General features: G+C 48.4%; 16 protein-coding genes. 15 read left to right on the top strand and 1 reads right to left on the bottom strand.

What is annotated here, in order from left to right; translation table 11 throughout:
* Positions 1-177 precede the first annotated feature (177 nt).
* Entirely contained in the window at positions 178-828 is a 651-nt protein-coding gene (locus tag LACPH_RS07340) for a lysophospholipid acyltransferase family protein (protein WP_049169464.1), read from the bottom strand.
* A gap of 82 nt (positions 829-910) precedes the next feature.
* Between LACPH_RS07340 and LACPH_RS07335 the strand changes: the two genes are divergently transcribed.
* The 15 genes from LACPH_RS07335 to LACPH_RS07265 all read left to right on the top strand — a co-directional run bounded on the left by LACPH_RS07335 (position 911) and on the right by LACPH_RS07265 (position 17,305).
* Positions 911-1,645: a tRNA1(Val) (adenine(37)-N6)-methyltransferase gene (locus LACPH_RS07335; RefSeq protein WP_306387687.1), complete on the top strand. Its 735-nt coding sequence runs from the start codon at positions 911-913 to the stop codon at positions 1,643-1,645.
* Entirely contained in the window at positions 1,635-1,901 is a 267-nt protein-coding gene (locus LACPH_RS07330; RefSeq protein WP_306386516.1) for a GIY-YIG nuclease family protein, read from the top strand. Before LACPH_RS07335 ends, LACPH_RS07330 begins: the two co-directional genes overlap by 11 nt.
* Before the next feature lie 155 nt (positions 1,902-2,056).
* Positions 2,057-2,845: a 30S ribosomal protein S2 gene (rpsB, locus tag LACPH_RS07325; protein ID WP_010488078.1), complete on the top strand. Its 789-nt coding sequence runs from the start codon at positions 2,057-2,059 to the stop codon at positions 2,843-2,845.
* An 84-nt stretch (positions 2,846-2,929) separates the two neighbouring features.
* Positions 2,930-3,811: a translation elongation factor Ts gene (gene tsf, locus LACPH_RS07320; RefSeq protein WP_306386515.1), complete on the top strand. Its 882-nt coding sequence runs from the start codon at positions 2,930-2,932 to the stop codon at positions 3,809-3,811.
* 226 nt (positions 3,812-4,037) lie between these two features.
* Positions 4,038-4,757, top strand: a complete 720-nt coding sequence (pyrH, locus tag LACPH_RS07315; RefSeq protein ID WP_010488080.1) for a UMP kinase — start codon at positions 4,038-4,040, stop codon at positions 4,755-4,757.
* A complete protein-coding gene (gene frr, locus LACPH_RS07310; protein ID WP_010488081.1) occupies positions 4,757-5,314 on the top strand; it encodes a ribosome recycling factor in 558 nt (185 codons plus the stop codon). The genes pyrH and frr overlap by 1 nt, the downstream gene beginning before the upstream one ends.
* 372 nt (positions 5,315-5,686) lie before the next feature.
* The gene (uppS, locus tag LACPH_RS07305; RefSeq protein ID WP_306386514.1) at positions 5,687-6,439 is read left to right on the top strand and encodes an undecaprenyl pyrophosphate synthase; all 753 of its coding nucleotides are present in this window, start codon (positions 5,687-5,689) and stop codon (positions 6,437-6,439) included.
* 35 nt (positions 6,440-6,474) lie between these two features.
* Complete coding sequence (locus LACPH_RS07300; RefSeq protein ID WP_010488089.1) at positions 6,475-7,263, top strand: phosphatidate cytidylyltransferase; 789 nt, start codon at positions 6,475-6,477, stop codon at positions 7,261-7,263.
* A gap of 16 nt (positions 7,264-7,279) precedes the next feature.
* Entirely contained in the window at positions 7,280-8,521 is a 1,242-nt protein-coding gene (gene rseP / locus LACPH_RS07295) for an RIP metalloprotease RseP (RefSeq protein WP_306386513.1), read from the top strand.
* 23 nt (positions 8,522-8,544) lie between these two features.
* The gene (locus tag LACPH_RS07290; protein ID WP_087912226.1) at positions 8,545-10,275 is read left to right on the top strand and encodes a proline--tRNA ligase; all 1,731 of its coding nucleotides are present in this window, start codon (positions 8,545-8,547) and stop codon (positions 10,273-10,275) included.
* Between the two features lie 128 nt (positions 10,276-10,403).
* On the top strand, positions 10,404-14,738 hold the full coding sequence (locus LACPH_RS07285; RefSeq protein ID WP_306386512.1) for a PolC-type DNA polymerase III: 4,335 nt from the start codon (positions 10,404-10,406) through the stop codon (positions 14,736-14,738).
* A gap of 252 nt (positions 14,739-14,990) precedes the next feature.
* Entirely contained in the window at positions 14,991-15,470 is a 480-nt protein-coding gene (gene rimP / locus LACPH_RS07280) for a ribosome maturation factor RimP (RefSeq protein ID WP_306386511.1), read from the top strand.
* Between the two features lie 16 nt (positions 15,471-15,486).
* The gene (nusA, locus tag LACPH_RS07275) at positions 15,487-16,698 is read left to right on the top strand and encodes a transcription termination factor NusA (protein ID WP_049169458.1); all 1,212 of its coding nucleotides are present in this window, start codon (positions 15,487-15,489) and stop codon (positions 16,696-16,698) included.
* An 11-nt stretch (positions 16,699-16,709) separates the two neighbouring features.
* The gene (gene rnpM, locus LACPH_RS07270) at positions 16,710-17,003 is read left to right on the top strand and encodes an RNase P modulator RnpM (protein ID WP_010488102.1); all 294 of its coding nucleotides are present in this window, start codon (positions 16,710-16,712) and stop codon (positions 17,001-17,003) included.
* A gap of 2 nt (positions 17,004-17,005) precedes the next feature.
* Entirely contained in the window at positions 17,006-17,305 is a 300-nt protein-coding gene (locus LACPH_RS07265) for a YlxQ-related RNA-binding protein (RefSeq protein WP_049169456.1), read from the top strand.
* Positions 17,306-17,317 lie beyond the last annotated feature (12 nt).

Here is a 17,317-nt window from a genome sequence, read left to right as displayed (position 1 = left end):
TTGTCCTTTCTATTCTGCGCCGGGGAGCGCGTTATGAAGAAGTGAGCGTGAGCCAACTCCTGTATCGGCGAACGCGTTGAGGGGGCTGAACGTTCACCGGGTACTACACCCAAAAGCACATAACATCAAACGGTTCAACACAAGCCCATCCAACGAAAAAGGTTCGACAAGCGAACCTCAAACGTCACCATGTTCTTTTTCTTCCAGATATTTCTTCTTATCAGGAATGTACTTATAATCCGGATTGATCGCGTGATCCAACGCCGCAAACTTTTCTTGCAACTGATCGCTAAAGGTTGCGAGCGCTTCGTCAGTCAGCCGACCTTTTGGAGGCTCAACCGGTGATCCGAAACGGACAATTGCAGGTTTGCGTTTAAACAATGACCAAAAAGTTCCCGGGCCTTGATAGACAGCCGGTACAATCGGCGCTTTTGCCAACTTGGCAATCAGAATCGCCCCGCCTTTCATATCCGCGGAGTAACGCGAGCCGGTAGGGAAAATCATTAGCGCCTTATTTTCCTGCTTTAAAGCCCGGACCGGAACCTTGATGGCACTGGGACCGGGATGCGCACGATCAACCGGGAAAGCCCCAACTTTAACAAGTAACCAGCGCAACAGGGGATTTTTAAACAATTCGCTTTTTGCCATAAATGAAAAATGGTGCGGCCAAGAGGCAAGTGCGAGGAAAACCGGGTCGAGCCAGGAGCGGTGAGGCGCAACCAGGACAAATGGCCCGTCAGGCAATTGTTGCTTATCCTGAGCCTTAACATGTCCATTGATGAGCCAGAGTAAACCGGCTACGACATAACGCAGAAAACTATAAAACATGGCTTATTCTTCCTTCATGGTTAAACTTTTGTGGTAAATTATACCATTGTAAACCAGCTTTCGGAGGAAAAAGGTGTTGGAGATGTCATTATTGCCAGGTGAACGGGTCGACGTGCTGGCCAGTCGCAACATTAAAATCATACAAAGTGCCGCTGTATTCTCGTTTTCATTAGACGCAGTTTTACTGGCCAATTTCGCCCAAGTCAAGCGTCACAGCCGAATAGTGGACTTAGCAGCTGGCAATGGTGCGGTCGGGCTTTTTTTGGCACGCGAAACAGATGGCCAGGTGACCATGGTGGAATTACAACCACGGCTGGCAGATATGGCGCGTCGTAGTGTCGAATTGAATCATCTGACAAACGTCGATGTGCATGCGGGTGATTTAGCACAGACAACTCAGGTGGTCGCAAAGGATTCAGTTGATGTTGTGACGTGTAATCCACCCTATTTCAAGGTGAGTGACCAAAGTATCACCAACCCGAATGATCATCTTGCTTTGGCGCGACATGAATTAACCACTGACTTTGCTACCGTGGCAAAAGTCAGCGCTGATTTGTTGAAGTATCAAGGCAAAGCCTTTTTTGTTCATCGCCCTGAACGCTTGGCGGAATTGCTGGCAACTTTGACCGCGGCCGGTTTGGCGCCTAAGCAGTTGCAATTCATTCATCCGCGCGAGGATCGAGAGGCAAACATGGTTTTGATTGCAGCCATCAAAGCCGGACGACCGGATGGCTTGCGAATCATGCCGCCACTGATTGTGCATGAGGCAGATGGCAGCTATACGCCAGTCGTCAGGAGGTTGTTGCATGGTGAGTAAGTATTATTACTTTTACGTACTCTTATGCGCCGATGGAACCTTCTATGGCGGCTTTACTGATGACGTTGACGCACGATTAGCCACGCACAACGCCGGTAAGGGTGCGAAGTATACGGCATCGCGGCGGCCGGTTCGGTTGTTGTACCAGGAAGCGTTTCCTGAAAAGCACGAGGCACTGTCGGCGGAATGGCATTTTAAACATCAAAGTCGTCACAAAAAAGAGCAATTTTTAACCGCACATCATGTCAAGTGGTAGGGATTGTCAAAGTCGTGGAAAGTCTGTATACTTTATCGAGTGCGGTATGCACAAACCACATTGACTGACTGATCGTGAGTGGGGTGCTTCCTTTGAAGTCCACCTGCGAGCTGACGTTGTCAAGAGGAATAAAACCATAATGGAGGAACAAACACATGGCAGTATTAAGCATGAAACAGCTTCTTGAAGCTGGTGTACATTTCGGGCATCAAACCCGTCGTTGGAATCCTAAGATGAAGCCGTATATCTTTACGGAAAGAAACGGTATCTACATCATCGATCTGCAAAAGACCGTTAAGATGATTGACGATGCTTATAATTTCGTGAAGGAAGAAGCCCAAAACGGCGGCGTCTTCTTGTTCGTTGGAACAAAGAAGCAGGCACAAGATGCCATTGCTGAAGAAGCAACCCGCGCTGGTCAATACTACGTTAATCACCGTTGGCTCGGTGGTACGCTGACCAACTGGAACACGATTCAAACCCGGATCAAGCGGCTTAAAGACATCAAGAAGATGGCTACAGATGGCACTTTTGATGTCCTTCCTAAGAAAGAAGTTTCACTTCTGAAGAAGCAACAAGAAAAGCTTGAAAAATTCCTTGGCGGCATCGAAGACATGCCACGGATTCCGGATGTGCTGTTCATTGTTGACCCACGCAAGGAAAAGATTGCGGTTCAGGAAGCACAAAAGCTGAACATTCCGATCGTTGCGATGGTTGATACAAACACCGATCCTGATGATATTGATGTCATCATTCCTTCTAACGATGACGCGATTCGTGCCGTTCGTCTGATTACTTCCAAGATGGCTGATGCAATCATTGAAGGCAACCAGGGTGAAGACCAAGGCGACGACCAGGACCAGCAGCCAGCTGCCGATAAGAAGGCTGACTCCATGGAAGATATCGTGGAAGCCGTTGAAGGCGACAACAAGAGCGCTAACTAATTAATTAAACATTAAGCTGTCTGAGGGTTTCGCATACTGCAAGATCTGCAGGCAGCTTTTTTACAATCAAGGAGGATCAGATCCATGGCTCAAATTACTGCTGCACAAGTTAAAGAATTACGTGACCGCACCCAGGTTGGGATGATGGATGCCAAGAAGGCGTTGGTCGCAGCCGACGGCGATATGGACAAGGCGATTGATGTCTTGCGCGAAAAAGGTTTGGCAAAAGCGGCTAAGAAGAGCGGCAACATTGCGGCTGAAGGTTTGGCAGAAATCGCCATTGATGGCAACACTGCTGCAATTGTCGAAGTGAACTCGGAAACCGATTTTGTGGCTTCAAATGACCAGTTTAAAGACTATGTCAACAAAGTAGCAGCGGCGATTGCTGCTAACAAGCCAGCTGATCTTGACGCTGCCAAGGCGACCAAGATGAGTGATGGTCAGACAATCGATGAAGGTGCTATTGCCTTGACCGCGGTTATTGGCGAAAAGATCAGTTTGCGGCGTTTCCAGGTCGTTACCAAGACAGATAATGAACATTTTGGTGCCTACTTGCATAACGGTGGCCAAATTGCCGCTTTGACGGTTCTGGATGGTGCCGATGACGACACTGCCAAAGATGTCGCAATGCATGTTGCTGCGATCAATCCTGAATATCTAGATCGCAGCAAGGTGCCAACTGATGAATTGAAGCATCAGACAGATATTTTCACTGAAGAGACCAAGAACGAAGGCAAGCCAGAAAAGATTGTCCCTCGTATCGTTGAAGGCCGAGTTAACAAGTGGTTGAGCGAGATTTCACTGGTTGACCAGGAATTTGTTAAGGATCCGGACCAAACCGTTGCCAAGTACGTTGCTGCTAAGGGCGGCACCGTCAAGGGTTACGTTCGTTATGAAGTCGGCGAAGGTATTGAAAAGAAACAAGAAAACTTTGCTGATGAGGTCATGGACCAAATCAAGGGTTAATGGCCCAACAAAAGGGGGACTGTCGACGAGGCAGGGCCCCTTTTCTATGGCAAAATGAAGGCGTCACGTTTTGGGCAAGGAAAAATTGACTGTCAGCGGGCGTCATGAATTTTTAGCTATCCAGTTGAAGAGCTGGTAAAACAGGGCAGTTGTCTGCAGCTTCTTGCCGCAGAAATGCTGCGACTATGGTAAAATAGTGCCAGCAACCAACGGAGGGATAAGATACATGGTCAAATATAATCGGATCGTTTTAAAAATCAGCGGAGAAGCGCTGGCAGGAGAGGCTGGTTTTGGGATTAAGCCGCCCGTCATCGCGACGATCGCTGAACAAATCAAGCAGGTGCATGAACTGGGTGTGCAAATCGCCATTGTTTGCGGCGGGGGCAATATCTGGCGCGGCGAAACCGGTGCCGAGATGGGCATGGAACGCGCGCAAGCCGATTACATGGGCATGTTAGCCACCGTCATGAATGCACTGGCTTTGCAGGATAATCTGGAAAGCCAAGGTGTCCCGACTCGGGTACAAACGTCGATCGAGATGCGGCAGATCGCAGAACCTTATATTCGACGCAAGGCCATTCGTCATTTAGAAAAGGGCCGGGTGGTGATCTTCGCTGGCGGTACCGGCAACCCGTACTTCAGCACAGACACAACGGCAGCGTTACGTGCTGCAGAAATCGGTGCTGATGTCATTTTGATGGCGAAGAACAACGTCGATGGCGTCTACTCCGCTGATCCTAATAAAGATACCCACGCCGTGAAGTACGAAAGTCTCACGCACATGGACATTATCAATAAGGATCTGAAAGTCATGGACTCAACCGCCAGCACGTTGTCAATGGACAATGACATCGACTTAGTTGTCTTTAACTTGAATGAGCCCGGTAATATCAAACGGGTTGTGGAAGGCCAAAAGATCGGCACCACAATCGAAGGGAGAAGCTAATGGCAAATCAAATTATCGAACAGGCAAAAACCAATATGGGCAAAACCGAAGAATCATTGCAGCGCGAACTAGGCAATATTCGCGCAGGTCGCGCCAACGCCAGTTTACTTAATCAGATTACGGTGGAATATTATGGTGCGCCGACCCCGCTGAACCAGATGGCAGCTATCACTGTTCCTGAAGCGCGGGTCTTACAAATCAGCCCTTATGACAAATCTGCGCTGAAAAACATTGAAACGGCTATTAATGCCAGTGATTTGGGCATTAATCCGGCTAACGATGGCGACGTGATTCGTCTGGTAATTCCGCAACTCACAGGCGAGCGCCGGAAGGAAATTGCTAAAGAAGTCGGCAAATTTTCCGAAAATGCCAAAATTGCGGTGCGCAATATCCGGCGTGAAGGACTTGACAAGCTGAAGCGCCAGGAAAAAGACGGTGATATCACCGAAGATGAATTGCATCGGCTTGAAAAAGACATGCAAAAAGTCACGGATGAAGCAACTAAGCGCATTGATGATATTGCTGCAGCGAAGGAAAAAGAAATTACCGAAGTTTGAGATCACTGAAGCTTAATGGTTGTGGGCAAACCTCAGAGGAAATCTGGGGTTTTTGTTTTTTTTGGTGGTGCATGGGAGTGTGGGCGTCTGTGTGTAAGGGCTTTGGGCGGGATGGCACAAAGCTTTTCACTTTCAACTGCCGGTGTTGAGTGAAGTACTGTTAGCCGATGCTGCATGGAAACGCGCTCCCCAGCGCAGAAGCTTGCGTGTAAGGACCTTGACCGCAATGGCCAAAGCCCGGCCATCGCGGTCAAGCCCACTTACACTCCAGCTTCTACCCGCGCTGGCTCGCGCTCTTGTCTTTTTTCTGCTACAATCGTTTAAGACATTTGGTGCTTGAGGGTACCATGGACGTTGTGAGGAGGCGCCAGTTTGGCCACAGCCAAAGGTTCTAAAGTAAAGCTTGATCTTTCACGTATTCCTGCGCATATTGCGATTATCATGGATGGTAATGGCCGCTGGGCGAAGCGGCGGTTTTTGCCGCGGGTTGCCGGGCATAAGCAGGGCATGCAAAATGTTAAAACCATTACCAAGGCGGCGAGTCGCCTTGGCGTTAAGGTTTTGACTTTGTATGCTTTTTCAACCGAAAATTGGAAGCGGCCAGGTTCTGAGGTCAATTACTTAATGCGCTTGCCAGTCGATTTTTTTAATGACTTCATGCCTGATTTAATTAAGGAAAATGTTAAAGTTGAAGTTATGGGTGAGTTGACCGACTTGCCTGAGCCGACACGTCAAGCGAGTGAAAAGGCAATGGCTGATACGGCTAATAATACCGGGATGATCCTCAACTTTGCTTTAAACTATGGCGGTCGTGATGAATTGGTTCACGCCGCTCAAAAGTTGGCTAAACAGGTTCAGGAAGGTGCACTCAAGCCAGAGGAAATTGATGATTCCCATTTTTCGTCTGCTTTGATGACAGGATTTCTGGGCCAGTTGGCTGATCCGGACCTGCTGATTCGGACCAGTGGCGAGTTGCGGATTTCTAACTTTTTACTGTGGCAGATTGCTTACAGTGAACTGGTTTTTGTGGATGATTATTGGCCGGACTTCTCACCGGCTGCCCTTGAGTCGGCGATCGCAGCTTATCAAGCGCGGGATCGCCGCTTTGGCGGTTTGAAAAAATAATCAATTAATGAAATGGTGATGGAGGATTTATTATCATGAAACAACGGGTCATAACGGCGGTCGTTGCCTTAGCGATTTTTATTCCGATTTTAATCCTGGGCGGCGGTTGGATCGATACAGCCGGGGCGGTTTTGGCATTGATCGCTTTGTCAGAAGTCTATATTATGCGGAAGCGGATTATTCTTTCGCCGGATTTCCTGATTGCGGCGCTTGGTGTCTTGGTCGTGGTTTTGCCAAATAGCTTTTTCCGCTGGCTGCCTGCCTTTTTGGGCCGTATCGATTTGATTTATGTTGCGGTTGCCTTGTTGCTATTCTTAACGGTCACGACCAAGAATCGGACAACCTTCGACGATATCGGCGTCTCGGTGCTCTCGTTCTTTTACATTGGCACCGGTTTTCATTATCTGATCAGCGTGCGGAATGATGCGGGGCTGGATACGTTGATGTTTGCGCTGCTGATTGTCTGGCTCACTGATACCGGTGCGTATATGATCGGCCGCAAGTTGGGCCGCCACAAGTTATGGCCGGCGATTAGCCCCAACAAAACGATTGAAGGCAGCATCGGTGGCATTGTTCTGGCGTTGATTACTGCTGCTATTTACTTAATGTTCTTACCGCAATACTATACATTCTGGCCGATGATGGGCATTGCGCTGTGTTTATCCGTTATCGGGCAAATCGGGGATTTGATTGAATCCGCGTTGAAACGTTTTTATGGCGTTAAGGATTCCGGGAAAATTTTACCGGGACACGGCGGCATCTTGGATCGATTCGACAGTCTACTGCTGGTATTGCCAATGTTGCATCTCTTTGGCATTGTCTAACCTTTAAGGAGCACATATGACCACAATCATTGCTTTTATTGTTATCTTCTGCATTCTTGTGGTGGTTCACGAGTTTGGCCATTTCTACTTTGCAAAACGCAGCGGTATTCTGGTGCGTGAATTTTCGATTGGCATGGGTCCAAAGCTTTGGGCGTCACATAAGAATAATACGACCTACACATTGCGCCTGTTGCCACTGGGCGGTTATGTGCGTATGGCAGGCTGGCAGGACGATGAAGATGATATCAAACCGGGCACGATGCTGAGCTTGATTTTGAACGATGCCGGTAAAGTTGTCCGCATTAATGCCAGTGACAAAACAACATTAGAAGGCGGCATGCCGGTTCAGGTCAGTCGCGTCGATTTGGTCAAGGACCTTATCATCGAAGGCTATCCGAATGGTGATGAAGATGCCTTGCAAAGTTGGCAGGTTGATCATGACGCCACTATCATCGAAGAAGATGGCACAGAAGTCCAGATTGCGCCGGAAGACGTGCAATTTCAAAATGCACCGGTTTGGCGGCGGCTCTTGGTCAATTTTGCCGGACCGATGAATAACTTTATTCTCGCTATTTTGACGTTCGTCATTTATGGCCTGATTTTTGGTGTGCAGATTTTGAATACTAATCAGGTTGGAACCGTTCTTCCCGACTATCCGGCTGCCCAAGCAGGACTTAAATCGAATGCTAGGGTTGAATCCATCGATGGTAAGAAGATTCATTCATTTACGGATCTTTCAACACAGGTCAGCAAACATGCCGGCAAATCAGTCATGTTTACCGTCAAACAGGATGGCAAAACGCAAAATATTGCGATTAAACCGGATAAGAAAGGCAAGATTGGCGTGATGGTGCCCGTTGAGAAGTCACCGGCGCGCGCCTTTACTTATGGGTTTACCCAGACATGGGATCTAGCTGTTCGTACATGGGATGTCTTGAAGTCAATGGTCACTGGCGGTTTTTCACTTAATAAATTGGCCGGGCCGGTTGGTATTTATACCATGACCAGCCAAAGTGCTAAAGGTGGACTGGCTGGCTTGTTGTTCTTCATGGGTTACCTAAGCCTTGGTTTGGGCATTTCCAACCTACTGCCGATTCCGGTCTTGGACGGCGGGAAAATTCTATTAAACCTGATCGAAATCATTCGGCGCAAACCACTCAAACCGGAAACTGAAGGTGTGGTCACGATGATCGGTCTGGGTTTGATGGTCTTGCTGATGCTCGCCGTCACGATTAATGACATTATGCGTTACTTTTAAATAAACTAGCTTTGGAGGCTGACATGAAACAATCACGGATGTTTATTCCCACAGAAAAAGAAGTACCGAGTTCGGCGGAAGCAAAATCACATAAAATGATGTTGCGTTCTGGCTTTGTTCGCCAAGTTCAAGCTGGTGTTTACGCTTATTTGCCGCTCGCTGAACGCGTCCTAACTCGCATTGAAGCTATCATTGACGATGAAATGACGAAGATTGATGCGGTTAAGATGAAGATGCCGGTCTTGTTGCCTGCCGAACTCTGGGAAGAATCCGGACGTTATGAAACTTATGGACCGAACCTGTTTAAGTTGAAAAATCGCCAGGATCGTAAAATGATTCTGGGGCCGACCCATGAAGAAACCTTCACGGACTTGGTTCGCAATGAACTAAAATCGTACAAGCGCATGCCGCTGGTTCTTTATCAAATTCAGGATAAGTTTCGTGATGAAGATCGTCCACGCTACGGCGTCTTACGCGGTCGTGAATTTATTATGAAAGATGCCTATTCGTTTACCAGCAATGATCAGGATCTGGATACGATTTATCGCCAGATGGAGCATGCTTACACCAATATCTTTGATCGCTTAGGGCTGCGCTACCGCACCATTATCGGTGATGGTGGGGCCATGGGCGGTAAGGATTCCAAGGAGTTCTCCGCGATTGCGCCCATCGGTGAAGATACTATCGTCTATTCGGATAGTTCCGACTATGCTGCCAATTTGGAAATGGCCACCAGCATGGCGCTACCTAAGCAAGGCGTAGAAGCTCAGGCGGAATTAAAACCGGTTGATACCAAAGATGCCAAAACCATTGCGGAAGTTGCCGCATTATTGAAGGTACCAGAACAAAAGCTGATTAAGGCCGTTTTGTTTATGGCTGATGGCGCGCCAGTCTTGGCTTTGGTGCGTGGTGATTATGAAGTGAACGACACTAAGCTGAAGAACATTTTAGGTGCGGACTTTCTTGAAATGGCAACCCCTGAACAGGTTGAGACGGTCATGCATGCCGAAGTTGGCAATATTGGTCCGGTTAACGTCGACAAAGACGTGCGGATTATTGCCGATAACAGTTTAAGCGGCTTGACGAACTTGGTGGCAGGTGCCAATAAGGCGCACACCCATTTTTTAAATGTTAACTTTGATCGCGATGTCACGCCGGAAAGCTTTGCTGATATCCGCTTTGTCAAGGAAGGCGAAGTCTCGCCGGATGGCCAGGGCGTGCTTAAGTTTACCCGGGGGATCGAAATCGGCCATATCTTTAAGTTGGGCACACGTTACTCAGAAACCATGGGCGCCAATTTTCTCGATGAAAATGGTCGCAGCCAACCCATCATCATGGGTTCATATGGGATCGGTGTTTCGCGCCTGCTTTCAGCGATTGCCGAACAGCAAGCTGACGATCATGGCTTGATTTGGCCAACGACGATCGCACCATTTGACATTCACTTAATTCCGGTTAATCTAAAGCGCGAGGAACAAAAGACGTTAACTGCCTCAATCGAAAGTATGCTTGAAGAGGCTGGTTACAGCGTTTTGGTTGATGACCGTAATGAGCGGCCGGGGGTTAAATTCGCCGATTCCGACTTGATCGGGGTGCCATTACGAGTGACAGTCGGTAAAAAAGCGGTCGACGAGATTGTTGAACTAAAGTTGCGTAAAACCGGCGAGACCATTGAAGTCAAGAAGGAAGAGCTGATCAGTTCGATCAAAATCCTCATGGCCCAGCTGCATAAACAAGAACAAGCAAAAGCATAATTGATTACGATGATGCTGGGGCAAAATCGCCAATCCGATGATCGCCATGTCGAAAGCAATTTCGGCATGGCATTGATCACCACGCGGCGGGTTGTCCCAGTTTCTGCCATCTAAGAGGGGTGCACAATTTGGCTTTATCCCAACATGAGATGTTTGAAAAATTACTGGATCAACTTGATTTGCCAGCGGATGTCAAAAATGATCCGGCGCTGGCAGAAGGTGTGGTCCAAGGCGTGACCATCCACGAGCAATCACAGCGGTATGACTTTACGCTGGGATTCCCTGCGATTCTGCCGTTTCAGATTTTTAATCCACTGGCAACGCAACTGCCGCTTGCATTTAAGCAAATTGCTAAGACCAGTTTAACCATTTCGGTGGCTCATCCGGTTTTAACCGATGAATTGCTGGCTCAATATTGGCGATTTGTCGTGCAAAATGCGGAAATCGGTACCGGGATCGTGCGGGAGTTGTGTGAAAAGCAGGTTCCGACCTTGGTCAATGGTCGTGCGGTGATCACCGCGGAAAACGAACAGGTTCGCCAATACTTGATTCATCAAGGCTTAGGCAAGCTTGAGGAAACCTATCAGCAAGTCGGATTCACCGGGTTGCGGATGCAGGCAGATGTTGATGAAGAGCAGGCTGCTCAGTCAGTGGCCGCCTTCGAAGCCCAAAAAGCCGCCCAAACGGCCAAAATGGCGCAGGCCGCGGCCGAAGTGGTTAAACGCCAAGCCGCCAAGCAGAAACAAGAAACCACTGATGGCCCAGTTCAAATGGGTCGTCAGTTGAAAATGAGTGACCCGCCACAGCAGATGGTGACCATCACACAAGAAGAGCGGTCGGTTACCGTTGAAGGCTACGTTTTTGATGTGGAAGTGCGTGAGTTACGCTCCAAACGCCAATTATTAATCTTTAAAATCACGGATTACAGTTCCAGCTTCATTGCCAAGAAGTTTAGTAACGGCGCTGATGATGAGGCGATGTTTGCCCGAATTCAAAAAGGCCAATGGTTACGCGTACGGGGCAGCGTTCAGGAAGATAATTATTCCCGTGAATTGACGATTAATGCTCAGGACATTCAAACCGTTTCACACCCTGATCCGACTGATGACGTGGAAGGTGAAAAACGGGTTGAACTCCATTTGCATACCAACATGAGTCAGATGGATGCAACGAATTCGATCACTGATTTTGTTAACCGCGCAAAAGAATGGGGTCATAAAGCCATCGCCGTGACGGATCATGCCGGCTTACAGGCTTACCCAGAAGCACACACAGCGGCAGATAAGGCCGGATTAAAAATGCTATACGGCGTTGAAATTAACCTGGTTGACGATGGCACACCTGTCGCTTATCGTGCTAACGAACCTCGCGACCTTGCCGATTCCGAATATGTCGTCTTTGACGTTGAAACAACCGGATTGTCAGCAGTCTATGACAAGGTCATTGAATTGGCCGCGGTTAAGATGAAAGATGGTCAAGTGATCGATCAATTTGAAGAAATGATCGATCCTGGTTTTCCCTTGTCAGAATTGACGATTAATCTGACGCATATCACTGATGACATGGTTCACGGTTCGAAATCGGAAGAAGAAGTCTTCAAACTTTTCCAGCAATTTTGTGACGGTGCCATTATGGTTGGCCACAATGTGACGTTTGATGTGGGCTTCCTGGATAACGGGTATGAGCGCCACGGACTTCCGGACATCGAGAATCCTGTTATTGATACGCTGGAATTGTCGCGCATGCTGCATCCGGAACGCAAGAATCATAAGCTCGATACGTTGGCTAAGCTATATAAGGTCAGTCTGGAACACCACCATCGCGCCAACGCCGACGCCGAGGCAACCGGTTATTTGCTTTACGCTTTGGAAAAGGAAGCGGCCAAACTTTATGGCATGACCAAGCTTAATCAACTCAATGATCGGGTTGGAGCGGGCGATGCTTACAAGGCTGCCCGGCCAAGTCATGCCGTGGTTTTGGCTAAGACGCAGGCGGGATTGAAGAATCTGTTCAAGCTGGTTTCACTTTCCAATGTTAAATATTTCTACCGCGTACCGCGGGTGCCACGCAGTCAGTTGCAAAAATTGCGTGAAGGTTTGCTTGTCGGATCGGCCTGCTCCAATGGTGAAGTTTTCACGGCAATGATGCAAAAAGGGGAAGCCGAGGCCCGGGAAAAGGCTGCTTTCTATGATTATCTTGAAATCCAGCCTTTACCGGTTTATCAGCCCTTGTTGGAAGCAGATTTGATCAAAGGCGAATCGCATCTAAAGGATATTTTGCAAAAAATCATCAAAATCGGCGAAGACATGGAGAAGCCGGTGGTGGTCACCGGGGATGCTCATTACCTTGATGAACACGATGCCATTTATCGCAAAATTTTGATTCATAGCCAAGGCGGTGCCAACCCGCTGAATCGTCACAGTCTGCCTGATGTGCATTTTCGCTCAACTCGGGAAATGCTGGATGATTTTGACTGGCTAGGTGCTGAAAAGGCCAAAAAGTTGGTTGTGACCAACTCCAATCTGATTGCGGACTGGATTGACGATGACATTTCGCCAGTCAAAACCAAACTCTATACGCCTGATGTGCCTGGTGTGGAAGATAAACTCAAGCATGATGTCATGACCACTGCCCATAAATTATATGGTGATCCTTTGCCGGAAATCGTCGAACAACGGCTGGACAAAGAGTTAAAAAGTATCATTGGTAACGGATTCTCGGTCATCTACAACATTGCCCAACGACTGGTTTTAAAGTCGAACAAGGACGGATACTTGGTTGGTTCGCGAGGATCGGTTGGTTCTAGTTTGGCGGCGACGATGGCGGGCATCACCGAGGTCAATCCGCTGCCGCCGCATTATCGCTGCCCTAAGTGTCAATACAGTGAATTCTTTACGCATGGCGAAGTCGGTTCCGGTTTTGACTTACCTGATAAGGTCTGCCCGAAGTGTGGCGCCGAGTTGCACAAAGACGGTCACGACATTCCCTTCGAAACCTTCCTCGGGTTCCACGGCGATAAGGTCCCGGATATTGATTTGAACTTTTCCGGTGATTATCAACCGATCGCCCATAACTATATCAAGGTCATGTTTGGCGAGGATCACAGTTTCCGGGCCGGAACAATCGGTACGGTTGCTGACAAAACGGCTTATGGTTATGTCAAAGCTTACGAACGTGACACTGGCCAGCAACTGCGCGGGGCCGAAATCGATCGGCTGGCACAAGGCGATACCGGGGTTAAACGGACAACCGGGCAACATCCTGCCGGCATTCTAATCGTCCCGGCTGATATGGATATTTACGACTTTACCCCGATCCAGTATCCTGCTGACGATCAAAACGCCGCCTGGATGACGACCCACTTTGATTTCCATTCGATTCATGACAACATTTTGAAAATGGATGTGCTGGGCCATGATGATCCGACCATGATCCGCATGCTGCAAGATTTATCCGGAGTTGAGCCGAAGTCAATTCCGACTGATGACCCTGGTGTGATGGCGCTTTTCTCTGGCACTGAAAGTCTCGGGGTTACCCCTGAACAGATCAACTCGAAAATGGGCACACTGGGCATTCCTGAATTCGGTACTCGGTTTGTCCGCGGCATGCTCGAAGAAACCAAACCGACAACCTTCAGCGAATTACTTCAAATCTCCGGTCTTTCACATGGGACCGACGTGTGGTTAGGCAATGCCGAGGAATTGATCAAGCAAGGCATCGTTACGCTAAAAGAAGTCATCGGTTGTCGTGACAACATCATGATGGACTTGATTCATTGGGGCATGGATGACTCGATGGCCTTTAACATTATGGAACACGTGCGTAAAGGGCGCGGAATTCCGGATGATTGGCAAAAAGCCATGCGGGAAAATGAAAATGTGCCGGATTGGTACATCGATTCCTGCCTGAAGATCAAATATATGTTCCCGAAAGCCCACGCTACAGCGTATATTTTGATGGCGTTACGAATTGCCTGGTTCAAAGTTCATTATCCGCTGGTGTACTACACGGCTTACTTCTCGGTCCGTGCGGAAGACTTTGATCTGGCCGCGATGAGCCACGGCAAAGAAGCGGTTAAGGCCGCGATGAAAGAAATCACTGACAAAGGGATGGATGCTTCGACGAAAGAGAAGCAACTCCTGACCGTGCTTGAGATTGCCAACGAATGTCTGGAACGCGGCTTCAAGATTAAAATGATTGATGTCACTAAGTCTGATTCGCATGATTTTCTGATTCAAGATGACCACACGATTCTGGCGCCGTTCCGTGCGGTCCCGGGGTTGGGCGATAACGTTGCGAAACAGATTGTTGCTGCCCGCGAAGAGAAACCGTTCCTGTCCAAAGAAGATCTTGCCAATCGTGGTAAAGTCTCTAAGACACTGATTGATTACATGACAACCAACCATGTGCTAGACGATTTACCAGACGAGAACCAACTCTCGCTTTTTGATGGATTATTTTAAATTGTCAGGCAATATGATGGTGGCATAACCTCAAAGTAGCAAAATCATGTGAAGTTGGTAGTGACGCTTACTACCACAACGGACTGCCTGTTTGCAAGTGACGGCTATCTATGGTATTGTAGCAATAGTAAAGTAAGGTTCTGGCGGTGAGTGAGCAGCGATGCTCACTCTTTTTATTGGCGAACGTCATGATGTTTGTCTGGCAACCGTTAGAATCAAAAGTCTTGAGTGAACAATAAAGGAGGCGGTGGCTTGAGTACGCAATCGGTTGTTGAAACCGTGACCGCTTTGGTCAAACCGATTTTGGACGACCATCATTTTTACCTCACGGATGTCGAATTTGTGAAGGAAGGCGGCGGCTGGTACTTGCGGGTGTATATCGACAAGCCAGGTGGCATCACACTGGATGAATGTGTGTTGGTCAGTGAAGCTTTGTCCGAGAAACTGGACAGTATGGACCCGGATCCGATTCCGCAACAATACTTCCTTGAAGTTTCCAGTCCCGGTGCCGAGCGACCGTTGAAACGTGAGATGGATTATGAGCAGGCAGTCGGCGACTATATTCATGTCTTGCTATTCAAGAAGCTGGACGGTAAGAAAATCTTCGAAGGCACTTTGAAAGATCTGAAACCTGACCAGTTGACATTAACGGTCAAAGATAAAAGCCGCAAATTCGATCAGGTCATCGACCGAAAATTGATCGCTTCTGCACGGTTGGCGATCGAATTCTAGTGGAGGTAAGAAAAGCATGTCAAAGGAAATGATCCAAGCACTTGACGCCTTAGAGCAAGAAAAAGGCGTTAAGAAAGAGGTTGTGATCGAAGCTTTGGAAGCCGCATTGGTTTCCGCGTATAAGCGTAATTACAATCAGGCGCAAAATGTCGATGTGGAATTTGATCCCAAGCAAGGGGACATCCATGTCTATGCTGTCAAAGAGGTAACTGATGAAGTTTTTGATTCGCGACTGGAAGTAAGCCTCAAGGATGCCTTGGCGATCAATAAGGCTTACGAAATCGGCGACAAAATCAAATTCGAAGTCACCCCGAAGGACTTCGGACGAATCGCTGCCCAAACCGCCAAGCAGGTGATTATGCAGCGTGTGCGGGAAGCCGAACGCAGTATTGTCTATGATGAGTATTCCCAGTATGAAGATGAAATTTTACAAGGGGTCGTCGAGCGGCGCGATAATCGCTTCATCTACGTTAACTTAGGCAAGATCGAAGCCGTTTTAGGCCGTCAAGATCAGATGCCGAACGAGAAATATGAGGCGCACGATCGCATCAAGGTTTATGTGACCAAGGTCGAAAATACCAGCAAAGGCCCCCAAGTCTTCGTTAGTCGGACGCATCCGGGCTTGGTTAAACGCTTGTTTGAGCAAGAAGTTCCGGAGATTTTCGATGGTACGGTTGAAATTGTCAACATTGCCCGTGAACCTGGCGATCGGACGAAGATTGCGGTTCGGGCGACTAATGATGCTGTCGATGCTGTCGGTACGACGGTTGGCCCGCGCGGTGCTCGAGTGCAGGCGGTGGTCAATGAGTTGTCAGGCGAAAACATGGATGTTGTTCAGTGGGAAGAAGATCCTGCCGATTACATCGCCAATGCCTTGAATCCGGCCCAGGTCATCGCGGTTCAGTTCAACGATGAAGATAATGACCGTTCGGCAACCGTGATCGTTCCTGATTATCAGCTGTCACTGGCCATCGGTAAAAAAGGTCAAAATGCGCGGCTTGCCGCAAAGTTGACTGGCTATAAGATCGATATTAAACCAGAATCCGAAGTTGAATTCGTGGATGACGATGAGTTGTCAGAGGCGGAAGCTGAAGCAGCAGAGGCGTCAGATGATCAGGTCGACAACACCGAGGCAGCTAGCGATGAACCAACCGAAGCCGAACAATCGGATGACACATCCGAGGCAACACCGGTCACCCCAAACGCTGATGACCAGTCACAGGCATAAGGAGGCGAGCCATGAAAAAGCGTAAGATTCCAATGCGCAAGGACTTGCTAAGCAACACGATGATGCCCAAGAAAGAACTTGTTCGGATTGTTAAGAACAAGGAGAATGTTGTCGCAATCGATCCGACTGGCAAAGCAGCAGGACGGGGCGCATATGTAGCGTTGAATCCTGATGCTGTGAAACAGGCTAAGGGAAAGAAACTGATTGACGCAGCCTTCGGTATCACCATTGACCCGACCTTTTATGATGATCTTTTTGCTTATGTCGATCACCAAAAGGCGCGTCAGGAACTATTCGGCAAGTAACCATGCAAAAACAAGCCGTTTTGAATTTATTGGGATTGGCCCGCCGCGCCAGTCGCCTTACCACCGGTGACCAACTGGTGTTAGGAGCGATTCGTTCCGGCGATGCAAAGTTGGTGTTCGTCGCCAGTGACGCAAGTGCCAATACCCGCAAGAAGTTTTCCGATAAAAGCAGCTACTATAAAGTTCCTTTGGTGACAGTATTCTCCAAAATGGACTTATCACAGGCTATTGGTAGTGATCGTTCAATCATTGCCGTGGCAGATGCAGGCTTCGCCAAGAAGATGCAAGAGCTGCTCACCTAAATTACAGGGAGC

The organism is Lacticaseibacillus parahuelsenbergensis (genome assembly GCF_030770265.1).
Lineage (GTDB): Bacteria > Bacillota > Bacilli > Lactobacillales > Lactobacillaceae > Lacticaseibacillus > Lacticaseibacillus casei.
The sequence above is the reverse complement of the archived record's forward strand: the minus strand, read 5'-3'. Positions and strand labels throughout refer to the sequence as shown.